General features: G+C 62.2%; 17 protein-coding genes. 7 read left to right on the forward strand and 10 right to left on the reverse strand.

Features of this window, described 5'->3' with window-relative positions; translation table 11 throughout:
- Positions 1-8 precede the first annotated feature (8 nt).
- From ACA097_RS11840 to ACA097_RS11850, 3 genes are all read right to left on the reverse strand, one after another.
- Positions 9-731, reverse strand: coding sequence for a DUF3142 domain-containing protein (locus ACA097_RS11840; protein ID WP_371370223.1), 723 nt, complete (start codon positions 729-731; stop codon positions 9-11).
- 7 nt (positions 732-738) lie between these two features.
- Positions 739-2,934: an outer membrane assembly lipoprotein YfiO gene (locus ACA097_RS11845; RefSeq protein WP_371370224.1), complete on the reverse strand. Its 2,196-nt coding sequence runs from the start codon at positions 2,932-2,934 to the stop codon at positions 739-741.
- 81 nt (positions 2,935-3,015) lie between these two features.
- Entirely contained in the window at positions 3,016-5,880 is a 2,865-nt protein-coding gene (locus ACA097_RS11850; RefSeq protein ID WP_371370225.1) for an EAL domain-containing protein, read from the reverse strand.
- Between the two features lie 176 nt (positions 5,881-6,056).
- Between ACA097_RS11850 and uvrD the strand changes: the two genes are divergently transcribed.
- Both uvrD and ACA097_RS11860 read left to right on the forward strand, forming a co-directional pair.
- The gene (gene uvrD / locus ACA097_RS11855; protein WP_371370226.1) at positions 6,057-8,237 is read left to right on the forward strand and encodes a DNA helicase II; all 2,181 of its coding nucleotides are present in this window, start codon (positions 6,057-6,059) and stop codon (positions 8,235-8,237) included.
- Positions 8,238-8,269: 32 nt separating this feature from the next.
- Positions 8,270-8,851 (forward strand): methyltransferase domain-containing protein, encoded by a 582-nt coding sequence (locus ACA097_RS11860; protein ID WP_371370227.1) that lies wholly within the window; start codon positions 8,270-8,272, stop codon positions 8,849-8,851.
- Between the two features lie 10 nt (positions 8,852-8,861).
- Here the strand turns inward: ACA097_RS11860 and ACA097_RS11865 are convergent, their stop codons facing one another.
- Together ACA097_RS11865 and ACA097_RS11870 are read right to left on the reverse strand one after the other, a co-directional pair.
- Positions 8,862-10,727, reverse strand: coding sequence for a sulfatase-like hydrolase/transferase (locus tag ACA097_RS11865; RefSeq protein ID WP_236658348.1), 1,866 nt, complete (start codon positions 10,725-10,727; stop codon positions 8,862-8,864).
- A gap of 44 nt (positions 10,728-10,771) precedes the next feature.
- Complete coding sequence (locus tag ACA097_RS11870) at positions 10,772-11,932, reverse strand: acyltransferase (protein WP_160285477.1); 1,161 nt, start codon at positions 11,930-11,932, stop codon at positions 10,772-10,774.
- 187 nt (positions 11,933-12,119) lie between these two features.
- Here ACA097_RS11870 and ACA097_RS11875 point away from each other — a divergent pair, with 187 nt between their 5' ends.
- Positions 12,120-12,923 (forward strand): 2OG-Fe(II) oxygenase, encoded by an 804-nt coding sequence (locus ACA097_RS11875; RefSeq protein WP_052355140.1) that lies wholly within the window; start codon positions 12,120-12,122, stop codon positions 12,921-12,923.
- Positions 12,920-13,738, forward strand: coding sequence for a 2OG-Fe(II) oxygenase (locus ACA097_RS11880; protein ID WP_236658347.1), 819 nt, complete (start codon positions 12,920-12,922; stop codon positions 13,736-13,738). Before ACA097_RS11875 ends, ACA097_RS11880 begins: the two co-directional genes overlap by 4 nt.
- A 44-nt stretch (positions 13,739-13,782) precedes the next feature.
- On the opposite strand, the gene ACA097_RS11885 is transcribed toward ACA097_RS11880, so the two are convergent.
- From ACA097_RS11885 to ACA097_RS11905, 5 genes are read right to left on the reverse strand one after another with little or no spacing between them, the layout of a single operon-like run.
- Positions 13,783-14,538 carry a class I SAM-dependent methyltransferase gene (locus ACA097_RS11885; RefSeq protein WP_043248185.1) on the reverse strand — a complete coding sequence of 252 codons (756 nt, stop codon included), beginning with the start codon at positions 14,536-14,538 and terminating at the stop codon, positions 13,783-13,785.
- The gene (locus ACA097_RS11890) at positions 14,538-15,596 is read right to left on the reverse strand and encodes an acyltransferase family protein (RefSeq protein ID WP_371370228.1); all 1,059 of its coding nucleotides are present in this window, start codon (positions 15,594-15,596) and stop codon (positions 14,538-14,540) included. Before ACA097_RS11890 ends, ACA097_RS11885 begins: the two co-directional genes overlap by 1 nt.
- Before the next feature lie 32 nt (positions 15,597-15,628).
- Positions 15,629-16,633, reverse strand: a complete 1,005-nt coding sequence (locus ACA097_RS11895; protein ID WP_160285475.1) for a glycosyltransferase — start codon at positions 16,631-16,633, stop codon at positions 15,629-15,631.
- Positions 16,630-17,553 (reverse strand): glycosyltransferase family 2 protein, encoded by a 924-nt coding sequence (locus tag ACA097_RS11900; RefSeq protein ID WP_371370229.1) that lies wholly within the window; start codon positions 17,551-17,553, stop codon positions 16,630-16,632. The genes ACA097_RS11895 and ACA097_RS11900 overlap by 4 nt, the downstream gene beginning before the upstream one ends.
- 18 nt (positions 17,554-17,571) lie before the next feature.
- Complete coding sequence (locus tag ACA097_RS11905) at positions 17,572-18,309, reverse strand: sulfotransferase family protein (protein WP_084166544.1); 738 nt, start codon at positions 18,307-18,309, stop codon at positions 17,572-17,574.
- 124 nt (positions 18,310-18,433) lie between these two features.
- On the opposite strand from ACA097_RS11905, the gene ACA097_RS11910 reads away from it, so the two are divergent.
- The 3 genes from ACA097_RS11910 (at position 18,434) to ACA097_RS11920 (ending at position 20,953) form a co-directional block, all read left to right on the forward strand.
- A complete protein-coding gene (locus ACA097_RS11910) occupies positions 18,434-19,189 on the forward strand; it encodes an ABC transporter permease (protein ID WP_052355139.1) in 756 nt (251 codons plus the stop codon).
- 8 nt (positions 19,190-19,197) lie between these two features.
- A complete protein-coding gene (locus tag ACA097_RS11915) occupies positions 19,198-19,968 on the forward strand; it encodes an ABC transporter ATP-binding protein (protein WP_160285472.1) in 771 nt (256 codons plus the stop codon).
- 127 nt (positions 19,969-20,095) lie between these two features.
- Complete coding sequence (locus tag ACA097_RS11920; RefSeq protein ID WP_371370230.1) at positions 20,096-20,953, forward strand: Tim44 domain-containing protein; 858 nt, start codon at positions 20,096-20,098, stop codon at positions 20,951-20,953.
- The last annotated feature ends 136 nt before the right edge of the window (positions 20,954-21,089 follow it).

Here is a 21,089-nt window from a genome sequence, read left to right on the forward strand (position 1 = left end):
GCTGTGCGTCAGGGATTCTGCAGAAACACCACGTAGCCCCGGAACCAGGGGCTGCGCGCCAGGTAATCCGGCGCATGCCATTCCCCGTACTGCGCCAGGCCGATGCGGAAAGGCAACTGCAGGCGCGCCACGCGGGGCAGGTAGCGCTCGTAGTCGGGGATGGTCCGGCGGCCCTGGTAGGTCTGCACCACCACTTCATCCACCACGCCCTTTAGCTGGTCGATTGCGGCCGGCTCGGCGTTGCTGCTCCAGTCCAGCAGGCCAGTGATGCTCAACCGGTAGTCGGCTGGTAAACGGCGGCGAAAGTCACCGAGGAAGTCGGCATATTCGGCGAGATAGCGGGTTCTTGCATCGAAATCGATCTGCACACCGACCACCGGATTGCCCGCCTCACGCCAGCGCCGCAATTGCGCCAGCAGGGTCGCGTAGCTTTCCGCGCTCCAGTGCAGGCTGTGGGCGCGGTAGACCACCCAGACTTCGCCCTGCTTCAGCCGCGGAACGGTAATGCCCTGGGCATGCAGGTGCGCGGGCTGGTCCGGTGCGCCGCGCGGCGCACTGACCTGCCCCTGCAATACATAGAGGGTGCGCGCCTGGCGCAGTACCGGCTGCGCCGAAACGCCGCCCCACAACCAGAAGGCGTTGTAGTCGGCGGCATCGACAGTCGCGGCACCAACACGGCCGCCCCCCAGCATCAGCAGGCCCAGCGCCAGCGCTCTCCAGGCCCGATCCATCGGCGCCTTACCAGTAGTACTTCAGCGACTTGGCCCAGGCCGTGTCGGCGTGCTGGGTCTTCAGCTCGCGGAACCAGCGCTTGCGCTGCGCCGGCGGGATGTCCTGCTTGCCGCAGCCGTTGTAGCCGCTGGGTGCATAGCAGTTGATTGCGCGATACAGCGCGTAGGCCTTGTCGTCGCCGACGGCCTGCGCGTCGTCGATCACCTTCAGGTAGCCGTCCAGGCGCGAGTACAGCGGCCCTTCGAACTGCGTCTGGCTGCCGCCGAGTTCGTGCGAACGGGGCTGGCTGTCCAGCGCGAAGCCGTCGAGATTGTTGCGCAGGATGAATTCGCCGAAGCAGTTCAGCGCCTGCGGCGTCTGCGGGCTCTGCTGCAAGGCTACGGCGAGGTCACGCAGCGGGGGGCAGTCGTAGCCCGAAGTGCCTTTGCCGCCGCTCCACTGGAACAGTGTCAGCGGCACGCCGTTGCCATAAAGAACGCCCAGGCTGGCACCCAGCGGCTTGGTCGATGGCTCCGGCGGCAGCAACGCGAGATCGTTGACGAAATTCGCGTAATGGCCGTGCAGCAGGTCCTTGTAGAGCAGGGTAAAGAGCGCGGTATCGCGTTCTTCCGCCGGGGCGGTTTCCGACTTCACCTGCTGGCGCAGCAACTCGGGGCCGGCGATGTGCCGCAACAGCAGTTCGCGGATAGCCGGGGTGCGCACTGGCGATTGCTCGGCATACACCTTCACCAGGCGGTCGCTGCGTTCGTAGTTGTAGGCCAGCGCCAGCTCCAGCTGTTCGCGCTGCAGGGGCTGGTGTGCCAGGGGCAGCAGCTGCAGCCATAGCTTCTCCGCACCGAGCCAGTCATTGCCGGCCTCCAGGGCGAAACCGCGCAGGGTCTGCTGGCTGAAGGCGAGGTAGTCGAGCTTGTCCGGCGGATTCTGCGGCAGCTGGGCAGCCGCCTTGTCCGGTGCGTTCTCGACGTACAGCTGCCAGGCCGCCAGCAGGTAGTCGTGCAGCCCTGGAACATCGGCGAACAGCGGCTTTTGCGCCTGCAGCCCGGCCCAGTCGAGGGCGCGGCTTTCGCCGGCGTCGTGGTGGCGCATCTGCATCAGGTCCAGCACTGCGAGCAGGCGCGGCGCGCGAACGTCCGCCGGATGCGCGCTGACTAGCAGCTTGTTGTCCACCTCGGCGATCAGCGGGGCCAGGTCGGCACTGCTATCGGCCACTTCCGGCTGGGCGAACAATTCGGAATAGGCGCCGGCCAGGCGCTGCTGGTCGTTCAGCAGCCAGTAGACACGGCGCATCAGGCCTTTCGCCGAAGCGGCGTAGCGGCCCTGTGGATAAGCCTCCAGGTAACCCTTGAAGTCGCTCTCGGCGACCTTGAGCGCGCCCTGGTCGACCTTGCGCAGGTCGGGGTAGCCCCACTCGTCGAAGGCGTTCTGCTGCGCCTGGTTTAGCTGGTTGCGGCCGAGCATGTAGCGGGCCGTCTCGCGCAGCCAGGGCTGCTGGCTATCGACCAGTGCCTGGAATTGCTGACGCGCCGGCGCGAAGCGGCCGCTATAGAAGGCGCCGATGCCCTGCAGGTAGCCAGCGAAATCGCGCCCCGCCGGCGACTGCACATCGCCCGGCAGCAAGCTGCCGAGCTGGGTTTCGTCCCACTGGCAGCCCTGCAGCAGGTCCAGGCGGGCGCGGCCCAGTGCCTGGCGCTCGTTCGCCGGCATGTCGACGGCCAGCAGCTGCGCCAGGAATTCCTGCGCGGTCAGCGGGTTGTTGCTGCGGCAGCGACTGCCCTCGCCATTGGCGAAGCGTTCGCTGTCCGCCGGTACGGCATCGGCTGGCAAGCCCAGGCGAGCGGCCAGTTCAGCCAGCGGCGCGGCCGGCTTGGCCACGGCGGCCGCATCGGCAGCGCCGTCGGCGGCGGGGGCATCGTCGAACAACCGGCTCAGCGGGAACGGCACCTGGCCGTAGCCGAGTTGCTGCTCGTCGTCGCTCGGAGCGCGTTGCGGCAGGCTGGCGCGGCCGTCATCGGCCAGCAGCAGTTGCAGGTTGACCCGGCTGTCGTTGCCCGGACTGAGGAAGGGCACGCTGTTGCAGATGTCCAGGGTGTCGCGTTTGAGGTTCCAGCTGGGGTAGCAGGAGTCGTCGCTGCTGGCCTGTGCCTGCTGTGCGATGAGCACACTCAGCGTCAGTGCCAGGAGGGGCAATCCGTACGGGCGCATGCAAGATCCTTTGTCCTGGGGCCGCGCGGTGCGCGGGTCGGTCGAGCTCGAAAGGACAGGATCTTACCGCGCCAGGCCCGCTCAATGCGCGTGCTGCACGTCGCCCAGCGGCACGCGCCGGAGAAATTCCGCAAAGGCGCTGGCCGCCAGCGGCACGCTGATCAGGTAGCCCTGGATCTCGTCGCACTGGTGCTGGCGCAGGAAATCCAGCTGCTCCTGGCGTTCCACGCCCTCGGCCACCACCTTCAGCTCCAGGCTGTGGACCATGGCGATGATGGCGCGGGTGATGGCCGCGTCCTCGCCCTGCGCCGAAAGGTCGCGGATGAAGGTCTGGTCGATCTTCACGTAGTCCACCGGGAAGCGCTTGAGGTAGCTGAGCGAGGAATAGCCGGTGCCGAAGTCGTCGATGGCCAGCTTCACGCCCATCTCGCGCAGCTGGCGGAAGGTCGCGCAGACGCTCTCGACGTTTTCCAGCAGCTGGCTTTCGGTCAGCTCCAGCTCCAGCCACTGCGGGGCCAGGCCGGTTTCGTCGAGCACGGTACGCACCAGGCTGATCAGGTTGCCCTGGCGAAGCTGGTGCACCGAAAGGTTCACCGATACCCGCAGATCGCCCATTCCCTGCGCCTGCCAGTCACGCAGCTGGCGGCAGGCGCGGCGCAGGACGAACTCGCCGATGGCGCCGATCAGCCCGGTTTCCTCGGCCAGGGCGATGAACTCGCCCGGCGGCACCATGCCCAGCTGCGGGTGGCGCCAGCGCACCAGCGCCTCGGCGCTGTCCAGACGCTCGTTGGCCAGGTTCAGCTTGGGCTGGTAGTACACCTCGAGCTGCCCTTCCTCGATCGCCTTGCGCAGCTGCACTTCCATCTGCAGGCGCTCCACGGTGCTCGCCTGCAGGTTGTCGGTGAAGAACTGGAAGGTGTTGCCGCCCAGGTGCTTGGAATGCTGCATGGCCATGTTCGCCTGGCTCATCAGCGCGGAAATCTCCCGCGCGTTCTCCGGCAGCAGGCTGATACCCAGTGAGGCGCTGACCACCAGCTCCTGGCCGCCCGCGCTCATCGGCATGCGCAGGCTGGTCAGCAGGCGACTGGACAACCGCGCCAGCGCCGAGAGGCTGGAGTAGGAGTCGATCAACACGGCGAATTCGTCGGCGGACAGCCGGGCGATGGTATCGGCTTCGGGCACCGTCTGCGTCAGGCGCCGGGCGATCTGGCGCAGCAACTGGTCGCCGACCTCGTGGCCGAGGCTGTCGTTGAGCAGCTTGAAGCGGTCCATGTCGATCAGCAGCAGGGCCAGGCTGCGGCCGTTCTGCCGCGCGCGTTGCCCGGCATCGTGCAGGCGCTGCTTGAACAGCCCGCGATTGGCCAGCCCGGTGAGTTCGTCGTAGTGCGACAGGTAGCGCAGGCGTTCCTCGGCGTCGCGGCGCGCCGTGAGATCGGCGAAGAAGCCCACCACATGCGCCACCTGGCCGCGGTTGTCGCGCACCACGTTGAGCTGCAGCCACTGCGGGTAGATCTCGCCGTTCTTGCGGGTTTCCAGCAGCTCGCCCTGCCAGCTGCCGACCTCTTCCAGCTCCTCGCGGATCTGCAGGTACTGGCGCAGTGTGTCGGTATTGCCTGAGAGGCGCGCCGCGAATTTGCCGATGACGTCTTCCGCTCGGTGCCCGGTGACCCGGCTGAACGCCTGGTTGACCGCCAGCAGGCGGTAATCCGGGTCGAGGATGACGATGCCCTCGCTGGCCGCCTCGAACACGGTCGCGGCCAGCCGCTGCTCTTCTTCACGGCGCTTGCGCGCGCTGATGTCGCAGCGGGTGCCGACCATCCGCGTGACCTTGCCACGGGCGTCGCGCTGCATGACCCGGCCGCGATCCTCGACCCAGACCCAGTGGCCGTTGGCGTGGCGCACCCGGTACTCGATGCAGTAGCCGTCGCTGCGGCCCTTGAGGTGGTTGACCAGGGCCCGGCGCAGCAGCGGCACGTCGTCCGGATGCAGGCGCGGACGCAGGTCGGCGCGCACGCTGCGCACCTCTTCCTGGCTGATCCCGAAGATTTCCTCCAGGCGCGAGTGGTGTACTTCGTCGGTTTCCAGGTTCCAGTCCCACAACCCCAGCTCGCTGGCTTCCAGCGCCAGCGCCAGGCGCGCCTGGCTGTCGCTCAGCTCGAGGGTGCCGGCTTCGACCCGCGCCTGCAGCAGGTCGCGCGCACTGCGCAGGGCACGCTCGGCGCTGCGACGTTGCTCGACTTCGCGGCCCAGGTCGGCGTTGAGCCGCTCGGTGCGACCCTTGGCCTGCTCCAGGTGGTCGACCAACGCCAGGGTCTGGAAACGCCGCAGCAGGCTGCCCTGGACCAGGCGGTTGATCTGCCAGGCCACCACCAGCAGGGCTGACAGCAGGATCACCCCGAGCAAGCCCCAGCCCTGCTGCAAGCCATTTCCCCGCAGCAGCAGATAACCGATGGCCGGCAACAGGCATGGCAGGGAGAAGGTCAGGAAGGCCGGCAGGCTCACCGCGTAGGCGACGCTCGCGGAGAGGATCGCCGCGGCGATCAGGCCGAAGACTAGCGCCTGTTGCAGGAAGGCGTCGGCCGGAACAAGCACGATGGCGGCGAAGGCCAAGGTCAGGCCGGAGGCACCGGCGCCGAACAGGAAGGCGCGCAGCCAGTGCGGATCGGCCTGGCGTTCTTCGCTCGCGGTATGGAAGGCGGAAACCTGGATCAGTCGCAGAACAGCCAGCACTACCAGCCAGACCAGCCAGCCGCTGAGCAGCAGCGCGCCTTGGCGGTCCCACAGCAGTCCGGCCAGGGCCAGGCCGTTGAGCAGCATGAGCAGGGTCGGCACGCGCGAGCCCTGGTACAGCAGCCGAGTTCGCTCGATGGCGATCTCGCGCGCGTATTGCTGGCGGATGTCCGTGTGGCTGAACGGCACCGCCGGCGTGTCTAGGTATGCGGTCATAGGCGATTATTCTTGTAGTGTGCTGCCTAGCGTCGGCGGAGCATAACCGAGGCTCGGGGGTCGCCCAAGGGCGAAAAATGAGCATTTTGCCAGCAAGTTACCGAACTTTTGTCTGGCGGCACCGAACGGCGCCTGAGTTTGCCCGGCTTTCGCCGCCATCGGTAGAATGCCCGACCATGAATGACGACCTCTCCCTCCTGCTCAACTCCCTCAATGATCCCCAGCGCCAGGCCGTCGCCGCGCCCCTCGGCCAGCAACGCGTGCTGGCCGGTGCCGGCTCCGGCAAGACCCGCGTGCTGGTGCATCGCATCGCCTGGCTGATCCAGGTCGAGCACGCCTCGCCGCACAGCATCCTGGCGGTGACCTTCACCAACAAGGCCGCGGCGGAGATGCGCGCACGCATCGAGCAACTGCTGGGCATCAACCCGGCCGGCATGTGGGTCGGCACCTTCCACGGCCTGGCGCACCGCCTGCTGCGCGCGCACTGGCAGGAGGCCGGGCTGCCGGAGAACTTCCAGATCCTCGACAGCGACGACCAGCTGCGCATCGTCAAGCGCGTGGTCCGCGAGCTGGGCCTGGACGAGCAGCGCTGGCCGCCGCGCCAGGCGCAGTGGTTCATCAACGGGCAGAAGGACGAGGGCAACCGGCCGCAGAACATTCAGGCCAGCGGCGATCTCTACCTGGCGACCATGGTCAAGGTCTACGAGGCCTACGAAGAAGCCTGCGCCCGCGCCGGCGTGGTCGACTTCGCCGAGCTGCTGCTGCGCTCGCTGGACCTGTGGCGCAACAACCCGGGCCTGCTGGCGCACTACCAACGACGCTTCCGGCACATCCTGGTCGACGAGTTCCAGGACACCAACGCCGTGCAGTACGCCTGGCTGCGCTTCCTCGCCAAGGGCGGCGAAAGCCTGATGGTGGTGGGCGACGACGACCAGTCGATCTACGGCTGGCGCGGCGCGAAGATCGAGAACATCCAGCACTTCGCCGACGACTTCGCCGGCACCGCGGACATCCGCCTGGAGCAGAACTACCGCTCCACCGGCACCATCCTCAAGGCCGCCAACGCCCTGATCGCCAACAACCAGGGCCGCCTGGGCAAGGAACTCTGGACCGACGGAGTCGATGGCGACCCAATTACCCTCTACGCCGGCTTCAACGAACACGACGAAGCCCGCTACATCGTCGAGAGCATCGAGGACGCCCTGCGCAAGGACGGCCTCAAGCGCAGCGAAATCGCCATCCTCTACCGCTCCAACGCCCAGTCGCGGGTGCTGGAAGAGGCGCTGCTGCGCGAGAAGATTCCCTACCGCATCTACGGCGGCCAACGCTTCTTCGAGCGCGCCGAGATCAAGAACGCCCTCGCCTACCTGCGTCTGATCCGCCTGCGCGACGACGACGCCGCGCTGGAGCGAGTGATCAACATCCCGCCGCGCGGGATCGGCGAGAAGACCGTCGAGGCGATCCGCAACGCCGCGCGCCTGAACGGCACCTCCATGTGGCGTGCAATAAATGACGTGATCGCCGCCAAGGCCGTGGCCGGTCGCGCCGCGAGCGCGCTGAACGGTTTCCTCGAAACCGTCGACCTGCTGGCGCAGAAGGTCGAGGAAATGCCGCTGCACCTAATGACCCAGACGGTCATCGAGGAGTCCGGGCTGATCACCTACCACAAGGAAGAGAAAGGCGAGAAAGGCCAGGCCCGGGTGGAGAACCTGGAAGAACTGGTCAGCGCCGCCCGCGCCTTCGAGCACCCGGAGGACGAGGATGTAGCGCCGCTGGTGGCCTTCCTCGACCACACCGCGCTGGAGTCCGGCGACACCCAGGCCGACGCCTTCGAGGACAGCGTGCAGCTGATGACCCTGCACAGCGCCAAGGGCCTGGAATTCCCATTGGTGTTCCTCGCCGGCATGGAAGAGGGCCTGTTCCCGCACAAGATGAGCCTGGAAGAACCCGGCCGCCTGGAAGAGGAACGCCGCCTCGCCTACGTCGGCATCACCCGCGCCATGCAGCGCCTGGTGATGACCTACGCGGAAACCCGTCGCCTCTACGGCAGCGAGACCTACAACAAGGTCTCGCGCTTCGTCCGCGAAATTCCGCCAAGCCTGATCCAGGAAGTGCGCCTGTCCAACTCGGTCAGCCGCCCGCTGTCGGGCAACCAGCGCAGCGGCAACCTGTTCAGCGGCGCCGGCGTCCCCGACACTCCCTTCAGCCTCGGCCAAACCGTCCGCCACCCGCTGTTCGGCGACGGCGTGATCCTCAACTTCGAAGGCTCCGGCGCCCAGGCCCGGGTGCAGGTGAACTTCGACAGCGAAGGCAGCAAGTGGCTGATGCTGGGGTATGCGAAGCTGGAATCCGTCTGATTCGATAACAACAAATACAAGGACAACGCTCTATGCGTAAGGACATTCGTCGCTTCGTGCAGTTGGTCGCAGAAACCCTGCCCCTGGCCGAGCCCATATTTGAGTTTGGCGCCTTGCAGGTGCAGGACAATCCCGAACTGGAAGACCTACGCAACCTGTTCCCGGGTCGCCAATACGTCGGCTGCGACATGCGTCCCGGACCAGGCGTGGATAAAGTCCTCAATCTGCACGAAATTGACCTTCCCGATGCAGTGGCCGGAACCGTGATTCTCATGGACACCCTGGAGCACGTCGAATTTCCGCGCCAAGCCATGAGCGAAGTCCATCGCATCCTCAAGCCCGGCGGCACGTTGATCATGAGTTCGGTGATGGATTTCCCCATTCACGGCTATCCGAACGATTACTGGCGCTTCACCCCAGAAGGATTCCGCTCGCTACTGAGGCAATTCGACCTCAGCCACGTGGGCTATCACGGCCTACGCGAAGAAATGCCGCATACCATCGTTGGCATCGGCTTCAAGGGACACCAGCCGGACATAACAGAGTATGTGGAGCGCTATCAAAAGTGGCAGCACTTCTGCAATTGCGTGCACCGCAAGCTGGCAAACGCCTGATCCGCAGGCCTCAGCGACAAACCGCCTGCTCCATGTCCGCCAGGCGGTAGCCCTCCTGTTCGGGCATGAGTTGCTTGCCCACCACTACTGGCCGGCCAATGGTGCCGCCAAATGGCTGCGACCCGTCTGCCGCGGCACCAATGTAGGTCGGGTTGGCGAGCACCTTGGGATCAGCCGGGCGAACGATGAGATCACTGCTATCCAGCAGCACCTTGCCGTTGAGATAGACCGTCAAGTGAGCGCTGGCCTGCGCCGGGAACGGGTAGGTGGCAGAGGGATGGATAAACCCAGTCGCCACAAACGCATTGCAGTCGCGATCCAGGACAAGCGTCCGGCCAACGAACGATTTGCCGCTGTGCTCGACACGAATCTGCCCCTTCTCATCCAGCGCGATTTTCCACATGCCTGATTGATCCAGCAGTGTCTGCGGATGATCGAGTCTTGCACGGCCCAACCCCATGCCAAATGCGTAACTGCCAAAAACTGGCGCCCGTTGCAAATCACGGCCGGACAAGACTCCAGGCTTACCGCCAACAGGTTTATTCCAGACCAGCGGGATTGGCCGGTGCTTTAGCTCCCACTGCCTAATCATCGAAGACGCCTGCTCGCGCGAGAACTCCTCATGCTCAGTCGTGCGCTGTTCGCCCGGCAGTAGTGGACCGGTTACCGCAGCGCTGCTCAATTCACCACCCCAGTTGCGATAGAACAGGCCTTTTCCGGGCAGATGCCCGCCGTAACTCATGCCTTTGAACGGATTGTCAGCGGCCCAGAACAACTCCAGCGGACGCGGTGCCACACCGTTCTGCAGAAGCGGCTTCAAGTTACGGCCATCTAGCCCTTTGGGGGACTTGCCACCGGCCAACGCGACCAACGTGGGGAAGAGGTCCATTTCGTGCGTGGCGATTGTGATGTCCCGATTGCCGGTGTGCCCCGGCCAGCGCACTAGCAGGGGAGCCCGTACGCCACCCTCGAAATAAGTAGCCTTAGTGCCGATCAATGGAAAGTTGCTGTTGCGATTTTCATTGGGACTGCCGTTGTCACTGGCGAGCACCACGATGGTCCGGTCGGACTGACCGCTGCGCTCCAGCGCATCGAGCAGACGGGCGACGTTGTGGTCTAACTGGGCAAGGAGCGCCAGGTACTTGCCTTCAGGCGTATTCGGGAACTTCGCGGCGAAATTCTGCGATGGCTGAATCGGTTTGTGAGGCGACAGCAGCCAGAGGTTAATGAACCAAGGTTTCCCCGACGTCGGATGCTCCACGAGCTCAATCGCGCGATCGGTGAGCAGGTCGTCGAGGTGCCCCTTGCGCTGAACTGGCGGTGCGCCGTTCTCCTGCAGCCACGGATCGTAATAGGTCGGCCGCCGCCCTAATGGCTTGCCGTCGGGGCCAGGGCCCTGCAGAACGAAGTGGTTCATCATCCCCAGCCAGTCGTCGAAACCCTGATTGCCCGGCTCGATTTGCGGATATTCCAACCCCTCGCCCACGTGCCATTTGCCGATGTGGTGGGTGGCATAACCCAGCTGCTTGAGCGCTTTGGGCAGTGTGGGCAGATCCGGCGAAAGGCCAAGGCCGTCGGGCTCGAAGCCGATACTCACCGGCACGCGGCCGGTCAGTAGCGCTGCACGACTAACCGAGCACGTGCTGTCAACGTAATGCTGACGGAAGCGGATCGATTGCCGGCTGAGGGCATCGAGGGTCGGAGTTGGTGCCTGGCCATCGCCCCAAGACGCGATGTCGTTGTTGCCAAGATCATCGGTGAGAATAAATAGGATGTTGGGACGGATTTCTGCAGCCTGGAGCAACATCGGAGTCCCGCCGATGACCAGCAGACAAAAAGCGAACGTAGCGCGGACAGCGCCTGGCAACAACGACATATGCAGCCTTCCCCGGGCAATGAAAAATAGGGCAGCGCTCCGGATCATCCCTGTACCGGCGAGGCTACGGTGTGCCAGCGACGCTTCTTCAGATTGAGGAACGGCCGCTCAACAAGGTGGTAAGTCGCAGCCGATATTACGCAGGACAATGCCAGTAGCCCTAGCCCCACGGCGATCAGTAACTGCGGATTGTCGCTCAGCGGTCCCAGCTTTCTCACGATCCGGCCCCCGACCAAAAACAGCACTGAGGTATGGACCAGATACAGTGAATACGACCAGAGACCTATGCGGTTGAAGACAGGATTGACGAGCAAGGCGCTGCCGAGCGGACGCAGATGGAGCAGTGTAAAGAGAAATATCCCCCAGCCGATGGCTTCCAGCACGTAATGGCTGAACCACAGAGCATGAGCTGGAAAAGCTCCAAGGTAGGCAACCCGCTGGTGCAGAATCACCGCCAACAGCAGCAATGCCAACAGCAGGACCAGTGACCCAGGCCAACGCCGGCTGGCCAGTTGACTTGTCTGCAGGCGCGGGCCAAGCCAGACATGCACCCACGCTAGCATCGCACCAACACCGAACAGCGGCCAACGCCCAAGCAGCGTATTGCGGTAGCTTACCCAGCCATCCAGTTGATTCAGCTGATCCAGCGGCACTTGGCTGATCTGCCAATAGATATGGATTCCCGCAGCCAGCAACGGCAGCAGCAACCAACGTCCCGACTTGTGCTGGGCCAGCAACACTATGCACGGCAGCAACAGGTAGAACTGGATCTCTACCACCAGACTCCACCAGACCGCCCCCATGGGGAACAGCTCTGAAATCTTGAGCTCCTGGAATGCCAACGCCCTCGGAACTTGCTGCCACTGCCCGGTCCACCAACCGGCCACAAGGACCATCAAGTAGTACATCGGCAAGATACGCAAAGCCCGGTTGCGCAGGTACTCACCAAGCTTGAGCGGGGTATCGCTGAAGAAGGGCAGAGTCAGAAGGAATCCGCTGAGAACGAAGAACAGGGAGACGCCGGTGTCGCCACCGAACAGGAAGCTGGACAGATAAGACGCATCCGGGCGCATCTTGTAGCCATAGACATCGCCCAGGAAATGAAAGGCAAACACCAGCAGGATGGCCAGGCCACGAACAGACTCGCATTGAGCCAGATGCTCTCGAGAGCGTTTGATTCCCGAATTTCCCGTCACATTCAGCACGTTTTATTGCTTCCAATCATTATTCTTATGTCCAAGTGGACCGACATTAGCATTGTGCCGGCGAAGGCTGGCAAACACCTCGCGGTTCATGGCTCAATGCTCCGATGGGCCAACAAGCTACGGTGCGCATGATGTATCCGAATCACAGGAAGCCGGTACTTTCGGCCCCCAACGGAAAACAAGAACAATGATTAAAACACTCTTCCCATCGCGAAGACATTATCCCGCGGCCGACGCCGGGCTGCTGCTCGACTACGACTCTCTCGGCGCCCAACTCGCAGGCCTGGCCAAGCAATACCAGAACAACTCCCCGTATCCCCACATCGTCATTGACGATTTCCTGCCCCCTGCGGTGCTGGATCGGCTGCTGAAGGAGTATCCCCACGACCAACACAGTCCGTTGTGGAACGACGCATCGCACAAGGACAAGTCCAGCGGCGAATATGTACAGCTGCTCAAGCGCAATATCCGCGACAGCCTGCAGATGCCACCGACCTACCGCCAGCTGTTTTGGGAGCTCAATTCCCATGCATTTCTCGGCGCCCTCGCCGCACTGACCGGCATCGCCAACCTGATTCCGGATCCGAACCTGCGTGGTGCGGGCATCCACCAGATCGGTCGAGGCGGTTTTCTCAAGGTGCATGCTGATTTTTCCACTCACCGCGAGTTCGGTCTCGATCGTCGCCTGAACTTCCTGCTCTATCTCAACGAGAACTGGCAGGAGAACTGGGGCGGCCACCTGGAGCTCTGGGATGGCGAGATGAAAGGCCCACCCAGACGCGTGCTCCCGGTAGTCAATCGTTGTGTCGTGTTTAGCACCACTGCCACCTCCTTTCATGGCCACCCGCATCCTCTCACCTGCCCGGATGGCACCTATCGCAAGTCGCTTGCTCTGTACTACTACACCAACGGTCGCCCAGAAGGGGAAGCACAGCCTGGCTTTTCCACGGACTGGCGAGAACTGCCTGATCAGAAGGAGCATGACGCGTGAGGCAACTCCTCAGAAAATGGCTGGCAGAGCCCACTCGTGCAGACACACCCTCTGTCTTTGCCAACCGCCCGACCCTGCTGGATCACGAACGACTCAAGAGCGAGTTCGGGGCGCTCAACCGAACCTATGTGGATAACCAGCCGTTCCCGCATATCGTCATCGATAACTTTCTGCCGGATGACGTCGCGCAGGCGCTGATTGATCAGTACCCGATTGATCAGGCGAAGGCCCAATGGATCGACGGTACCTATCGCGAGCCCCAAGGTGATGGCTACGTCCAGAAAGATAAACGCCACCTCAAGGACATCCTGGCGATGCCCTCTGTCTATCGGGAGCTGATCTGGGAGCTCAATTCAAAGGGGTTCCTGGACGCCCTCACTCAGCTGACCGGGATCCGCGCGCTGATTTCCGATCCCGAATTGCTAGGCGCCGGCATCCACCAGATCGCTCGTGGCGGTCTACTGAAGATCCATGCGGACTTCGCCAACCACCGCAAGTACAGCCTCGACCGACGCCTGAACTTCCTGCTCTATCTCAATCCCGACTGGAAGGAAGAGTGGGGTGGGCATCTGGAGCTGTGGGACGCCGAAATGCAAGGGCCGCCCAAACGAGTTCTGCCCGTGCTGAACCGCTGCGTGATCTTCACCACCAGCGCCGACTCCTACCACGGGCATCCGCATCCGCTCAACTGCCCGGACGGCATCTATCGCCGTTCGATCGCGCTGTACTACTACACGAACCGACCACGGGAAGAAGAACTACCCAACGGCAACGCTACCCTCTGGCAAGACCTGCCGGAGGCCTATCGGCACTAGCTGGATCGTGGCACCTCGCCTGCAAGCGGCGAGGTGCTCTTCGTTCAACCCTCTACGGGCTTGGGAGCATTGTTCATGCGCTTTACCTTGCGCATGTTTTCCAAATGCCTGCCGGCATGAACATAGAAAGCCCTTAGCTTGGCCGCGCGCTCATCCGACGGATTGTCGAACAGCAGCTTGATCAATTCGGAATCCTGGCTACGGTCACCACCCGGCTTACGCAGCACCCCGAGACCGAAACCATGATTGAAGGTGAAGGTCTCGTGCTTCCCACGAAGCTCCTCCCAGAATTTCCAGGCGCCGAAGTCCTGCAGGCGAGCCATGACATCATGGAACAGGATGATGCCGCCGGGCCGGACCTTCGGATACCAATTAGCGAAGTCTTCGCTGACCGCCTCATAAGTGTGCAAACCGTCGATGTGCAGCAGATCGATAGTCTCATTGTCGAAGTGCCGCAGCGCCTCTTCGAACAGCATTCGCAACACATAGGAAAAGCCGAAGTAGTTCTGCCGGTTGTGATTACTCACCGAGGTGAAGACCGACTCATCGTACTTGTCGGAGTGCACATCACCTTCGAAGGTATCCACCGCATAGCACACACCGTCGATGTCATTCTCCTTCATCGACTGGCAGAAGGTGAAATACGACATTCCGTTATGCGTTCCCAGTTCGACGAGCATCTTGGGACGCACGGCCGCCACGATGTCGTAGCCGAACGGGATATGGTCGACCCAGGTGCTGAAGACCATGCGCAGAGGATCGAAATGACGGATGGAAGGCGGAAGGTAGACGTTGGTCATTACACAATCTCCGGAACAATGGGATTGGGCCTCAGACGATTCTTCAGCCGAAGCATTGGGCGCTCGATCATCCAATAGGTCACGTGTGAAGCCAGAACAGAGCACAACAGAATCAGTACTAGAACGGCATGGTCATTCTTTAGGTCCAGCCTGCTACGTTCGGACAACAGCACGTACTGGATCGGGATATGAAGCAAATACAATGAAAACGAGATTCGCCCCAAATAACGTAAAAAACCACTGGCGCGCCCAATGAGCGGTCGTCCCGAAGCCAAAGCGACGAGAGCGATGAACGACCAGGCAACGGCTTCCAGGAGGATTGCTGGTGGATATCGCAATGCGAACAATGGCCCCCAGGTATCAAGCAAATGCTGCAGCACCATTTGCAGCAGCACGATCCCACCTATTAGAAGCGGCCATGCGACAGGTGCCGGTAAATTCGGGACAGAGCCTCGCTCATACAGATAGGCTATCAGAACGCCTGCAATAAACGCCGGAGATCGGCCCAATAATGACATCGTCAGATTCACGGCGCGCTCGGTAGATGACATCGATATTCGCCCGAATATAAATGCCAGAACAACCGCAAAGCTCACGATCATTAGCAATGGGAATAACCAACGCCCGCCACTCGCCCGATAGACCAGGAATGCCAATGGCAAGATCAAATAAAACTGGACCTCTGTCTGCAAGCTCCACCAGACGGTGCTGTATTCACCTACGTCCAGATTGTTGGCGCGGAAGGTAAGCACGTTGAATGCCTGCTCCAACGTACCGGTCCACAACATCCCCAGCATCCCCACCAAATAATACAACGGCAGGATTCGCAAGGCCCGTTGCACTCCGTAGTCGAGCAGATCAATTGATGCTCCATCGCGAGCAGCCCGGAGAAATGGTCGGCTGACCAGTATCCCGCTTAACATGAAGAACAGAGTAACCCCGCTTCCACCGGCATAGACAAACGCACTCCAGAACGGGGCTCCAGCAGGGCGACCTGTTCCAAAGACCGCTGTTACGGCATGCATAACCAGCACAAGCAGAATGGCGATGCCGCGCAAGTCATCCAGAACCCGTAGTCGAGGCCCCCCACTCACGCGCTAGTCCCTGCAATCTTTTTCGCCTGATCCGCGAACGGGTCCTCCTGGCGCATCGCACAGCGCTTGACTCGGTCCATGCCCCGCTCGATCGAGCGGTGCATGTAGCGCATTGACGGCGCCTTCACCTGCCCGAGCAGAATCGGCTCCAGCGTCGGCGAGCGGAACGGGTAGCCCAAGAGCTCGCAGAGCTGGTCGTTCTGCTGTTTGAGCAGGTCGTCACGCCCCTCGAATTCCGAGGTCGTCACCCCGCCATGCAGTTGGTGGAACGAACCTTCGCCAACCAGCATCACCGAGCGGGTGCGGGGGTGCATCGCCGTTTTGCGATAGATGAACAGGTTCAGGCTACCGCCACCCGCCATGGCGAATCGCTCGTCCGCCTGGCCGATGTCGCGGAATATCTCGGCGTCCATGAATAGGCAGTTGCATTCCATGAAGGGGTGGAAGTAGCCATGGGGATTGGCCGCACTCCAGCAGCTGACATCGAATAGCCGGTAGCCACTGCCAGGCGCTGAAGGCCAGCCGATATTCGCCAGCAACTGCTGTTCGACTGCTTCGGTGTATCCCTTGGTCAGGTGGTACTGCTGGTCGTCCTCCCCCAGGTGATAGCCAGGCACCACCACCATGGCTTCCGGTGTCATTCGGAAGGCCATCAAGGCGTACTGCACAACCCCGGGCGTCACCATCCGCGCGCCATCGATCATCAGACCGATGTAGCGTCCGCGCGCCTGGGAGAAACCAAAGTTGATCGCCCCCGCCGGCGATACGCCCGGTTCGTCCCGCAGGAAATAGCGGAAGTTGCCAGGCAGCTGGGCAATCGCCTGGGCATCCATGTTCCGGCGGGAACGATTCTCGACAACGATGACTTCGTAATCGCCGGCGTCGACGCCTTCCTGATATCCCGGCGACAGACTGATTAGTGTGTTGAGCGCCTGTCGCGGCATGTCGTAAGCGATGACGATGATCGACAGCAAGGGTTTCAGATCGGTATGCGAAGTCATGCGGATTTCACCCGGCTGAGCGAATGGTCGAGGAATCGGAAGATGTGCGGATGAGCCGTACCCAGGAGGATCGGCCTCACACTCGGCGGAGTTCGATTCTCGCCACGAATCTGCTTGTCCTGCTCATCGAGCAGCTTGTACACCCGATCGCGCTCCTCGCGCAGAGTGCCAGTAGTGACACCCCCATGGAACTGGTGGAACGAACCTTCGCTGTACAGCAGATAGAAGGGCGTGTCGGGATATTCGAGCAATCGCTTGTACAGATCGAGGTTGGCGTTGCCGCCTCCGAAATCGTTGTAGCGCGGGTTCACGCCTCCTAACGCCTTCCACTTGCGCCGCGACATGCCGATGAAGTTGCTTTCGTAGTTCGCCTGGAAGAATCCGCCCTGGCAGGAACCGCTGAGTACCGCGATATCGAACAACCGATAACCGTTGCTCGGCCACTCGATGCCCTGCAGCAGCACCTGTTCGGCATCCTCGTTATAGCCCTCGTTCACCGCCACCTGCTGCAGCTTGTGACCGATGTGATAGCCGGGCACAGAAACTGCGGCCTCGGGTGCCAGACGGAAGGCATCCAGGGCATGGCGAATCACGCCTGGCGACAACATGCGGGCACCGTCGATCATGATCGCCAGATGGCTACCACGCGCTACGGAGGCACCGAAATTGATCGCATGCACCGGTGTACGCTCGGTCTCGTTGCGATGGAAATAGCGGACGTTTCCCGCATGCCGCACAGCGCGTTCTGCACCCAGAAGGCGATCGGAGTGGTTCTCCACCACTATGACTTCATAGTCACGCTCGTTGACGCCCTGCTGGTACGCGGGACTCAGCGAGTGGATAGTTTTGTCGGCCTGCTCGGGCATCTTGTAAACGATGACCACGACGCTCAGGCGGGGGGCTCGGCGGAATAAGGGCATGACGCCGCTCCTCTCGATTTAATAGGCGATGGCACGCAGGGCGCGATAAGTGGCTTCCAGTTCCGCTGAAAGGGGCTCTTGGGCACCCTCATGGTGCTTGAGCTCGGAGCTGAAGAAGCGGTCCTCGCTGGGGGGAACCAACCCGAAGCTGCGCATGACCTTATCGAGCTTGCGGTGCAAGACGTGCTCGTCCTCGTCGAAGCACAGAACCGGGAACGCCTTCCGCCGATGCAATGCCAACAGTTGCTGGTTGTATGCCTGCCAGAGCTTCAGCGCCTGCTCTCGTGGCATCCCGCCCCGAGCATGGAGCGAATCGGCCACTGCCGACGGGTGACGGAAGATTCCGACGAAGCGCATCTCAGGCAGTAGCTGCTGCCAACCGTCCATCACCAGCAGCGCGCGGGGATCCTTGAACCCCCAGCGCTTGGCTCCGTCGTAGGAGGCGATCAGCTCGCGGGCGGACGCGTACTCTTCTTCAGTCCAGTCGATGGCTTCGTTTGGCGGATTGTCCCAGGCGAAACCACGGGCACCAAGCAGCGAGTCGTGGAAGGCGACGATATCGCCATTCTCGCGATTACCCTTGAGATTATGGGGGTTCCAGGTACTGTGCTTGCCCAGTTCGAGGCCCGCCTGTTGCAGCGAGCCGGTCAGGAAGCTGGTGCCGCTGCGATGCATGCCTACGACCGTCAATACCAGGTCACTGGGAGCTTCGGAGGACTTGCGGGAGAAGCCGAAGAGGAAATCGAATAAGCGCATTACCAACTCGTTTTTGTTATCAATTAGCGCGTTCTCGGCACATCTTGCTCGGAACTGGCTCGATGCGCTGCTTGAGTGGCATTGTGTTTAAATACCCAGCCCTTTTCAATCCAACAAGAATCATATGAATCACAGGGACATCATCCTATTCGGCGTCTACAGCGATCTGCGCACCGAAGTAGCGCGGCGCTTCCTTGGATTTCTTTGGTGGATCCTCGAACCGCTGATGTACATGAGCGCGTTCTATATCGTTTTTGGTCTAGCCCTGGGCCACAGCCGCCCTGGCTATGTTCCCCTGCTGCTCAGCGGCATGGTCGCCTGGAAATGGTTCGACGGTTCGGTGCGCCAGGCCAGCAACGCGATTCAGGGTAACGCCGGGCTCATCCAGCAGATTCATGTCCCCAAATACGTGTTCGCGCTGATCCCGATTCTCAGCAACACGGTTAAATTCCTGATCATCCTGACGCTGCTGATCGCGTTCCTGCTCGGCAGTGGTTACCGCCCCTCTGCCGAATGGCTGGCGCTGCCAGTGCTGATGGTCAACCAGTTGCTTTATACGATTGCCTTCGGTTTCCTGCTGGCGTCGATACTGCCGTTCGTGCCTGACCTACGGCAGGTGGTGGACAACGTGCTCATGTTGATGATGTTCATGTCCGGCGTGTTCTTCAGCATTCATGAGATCCCACCGTCCATGGCGCCGCTGCTGAGCCTGAACCCGATGACCACCATGATCACGGCCTACCGCGATGTGCTGCTGCACAATCAGTGGCCGGCGTGGAGTGAACAGCTCTACGTATTGCTGGTCAGCCTGCCGCTTCTCGGCCTGTCTCTGTGGATCCTTCACCGCAACGACCGCCGTTATCCCAAGCTGTTGTACTGAGGTGAAACATGTCCTCTGAAGTGATCCTGCGGGCAGAAAACATCGGCCTTTCCTACCGGCAGCGCGTCGGGATGCTGCGTTACGAGTCGTTCTGGGCGCTGAAGGACGTCAGCTTCGATCTCTACGAAGGCGAAACACTGGGGGTAATCGGCAACAACGGCGCCGGCAAGAGCACCTTGCTGCGCCTGATCGCCGGCATCGTCGACCCTGACCGCGGAATCCTTCAGCGCCGCAAGCGCCTGAATGCCAGCCTGCTGGCCCTGAACGTCGGTTTCAAACCCGAGCTGTCCGGACGCGACAACGTCGTCATCAGCGGCCTCTTGCTAGGCATGACTCGTGAGCAGATTCGTCGGCAGATGGACGACATCTACGAATTCAGCGAGCTGGGTGAATTCTTCGAGCGCCCCGTTGGCACCTACTCCACTGGCATGCGCGCACGCCTCGGCTTTGCCGTGGCCATCCATGCCGATCCGGATATTCTGCTGATCGACGAAGTGCTTGGCGTCGGCGATCAAAGCTTCCGAGAGAAGTCGCACGCCGCGATGAAAAGGAAAATCGAACAGGGCAAGACCGTTATCCTGGTCTCGCATAGCATGGAGGCCATTCGCGGCCTCTGCCATCGAGCGCTCTGGATTGAGCGCGGCAAGTCCATCGTATGCGGCGAAGTCAATTATGTGCTTGATGGCTATCAGGAAACGGTAAGGATTGCCGTTCGCGAAATGCAGAAAGCCGAACGCCTACTCAAAGCAGCTCAGGCGGAAGCTCCGCCCCAGACATGACCTACACCCCTGCCGGACAAGCCCTCTAGCCGGCAGGGCAAAAGCCCGAAACAAAATCCGGCTGGCCGCTGGGGGCAATGCTGGGCAACATGGCGCGCGTCGTATTCCAACCAAGAGAATGACCACGATGAAGCGCTTCATCAGCCTTGCCATGGCTTTCTGTGTCGCCGTGACGCTCAGCCTCGACGTCAATGCCGCCAAACGTTTCGGTGGCGGCAAGAGCATGGGCTCGGCGCCGAGCCACCAGACCCGTCAGGTACAACCGAACACCGCGCCGACCACTCCGGGCGTCGCCGCGCCGGCCGCCGGTGCAGCTGCAGGCGCTGCCGCCGCTGGTGGCGCTTCGCGCTGGCTCGGCCCGCTGGCCGGTATCGCCGCCGGCGGCCTGCTCGCCTCCATGTTCATGGGCGACGGCTTCCAGGGCATGCAGCTGCTGGACATGCTGCTGATCGCCCTGGTGGCGTTCATCGCCTTCCGTTTCATCGCCGCTCGTCGCCGTCAGCACGCCCAACCGGCGATGGCCGGCCATGCGCCCATGCAGCGTGAAATGCCGGCGCAGCCGTCGGTGTTCGGCGGTTCCGCACAACCGGCAGCGCGCCCGGCGATCAACGCTCCCGCGTGGTTCGACGAGAAGCGTTTCGTCGGCGCGGCCCGCGAGCACTTCCTGGCGCTGCAGCAGCATTGGGACGCCAACGAGATGGACAAGATCGCCGAGTTCGTCTCCCCGCAGATGCTGCAGTGGCTGAAGCAAGAGCGCGCCGAGCTGGGCGACGGCTACCAGTCCACCTACATCGACAACCTGCAGGTGCAACTGGAAGGCGTCGACGACCAGGCCGACAAGACCATCGCCACCCTGACCTTCAGCGGCGTCTCCAAGACCTCGCGCTTCGACCAGGGCGAGACCTTCAGCGAAAGCTGGCGCATGGAACGCGCCCAGGGCCAGGACCAACCCTGGCTGCTGGCCGGTATCCGCCAGAACGGCTGATCGCCTACGTAGCAAGAAAAAGCCCGGCACCTGCCGGGCTTTTTCTTGGGCGCGCCGCTGGTCAGCCTGCCTGGCCGGCAACGATCTTGCGCCGGGAGCAGGCTACTACTGTATAAAGCGCGCCAGTCAATCGAGA

It is taken from the genome of Pseudomonas sp. QL9, from assembly GCF_041409665.1.
GTDB lineage: Bacteria > Pseudomonadota > Gammaproteobacteria > Pseudomonadales > Pseudomonadaceae > Pseudomonas > Pseudomonas knackmussii.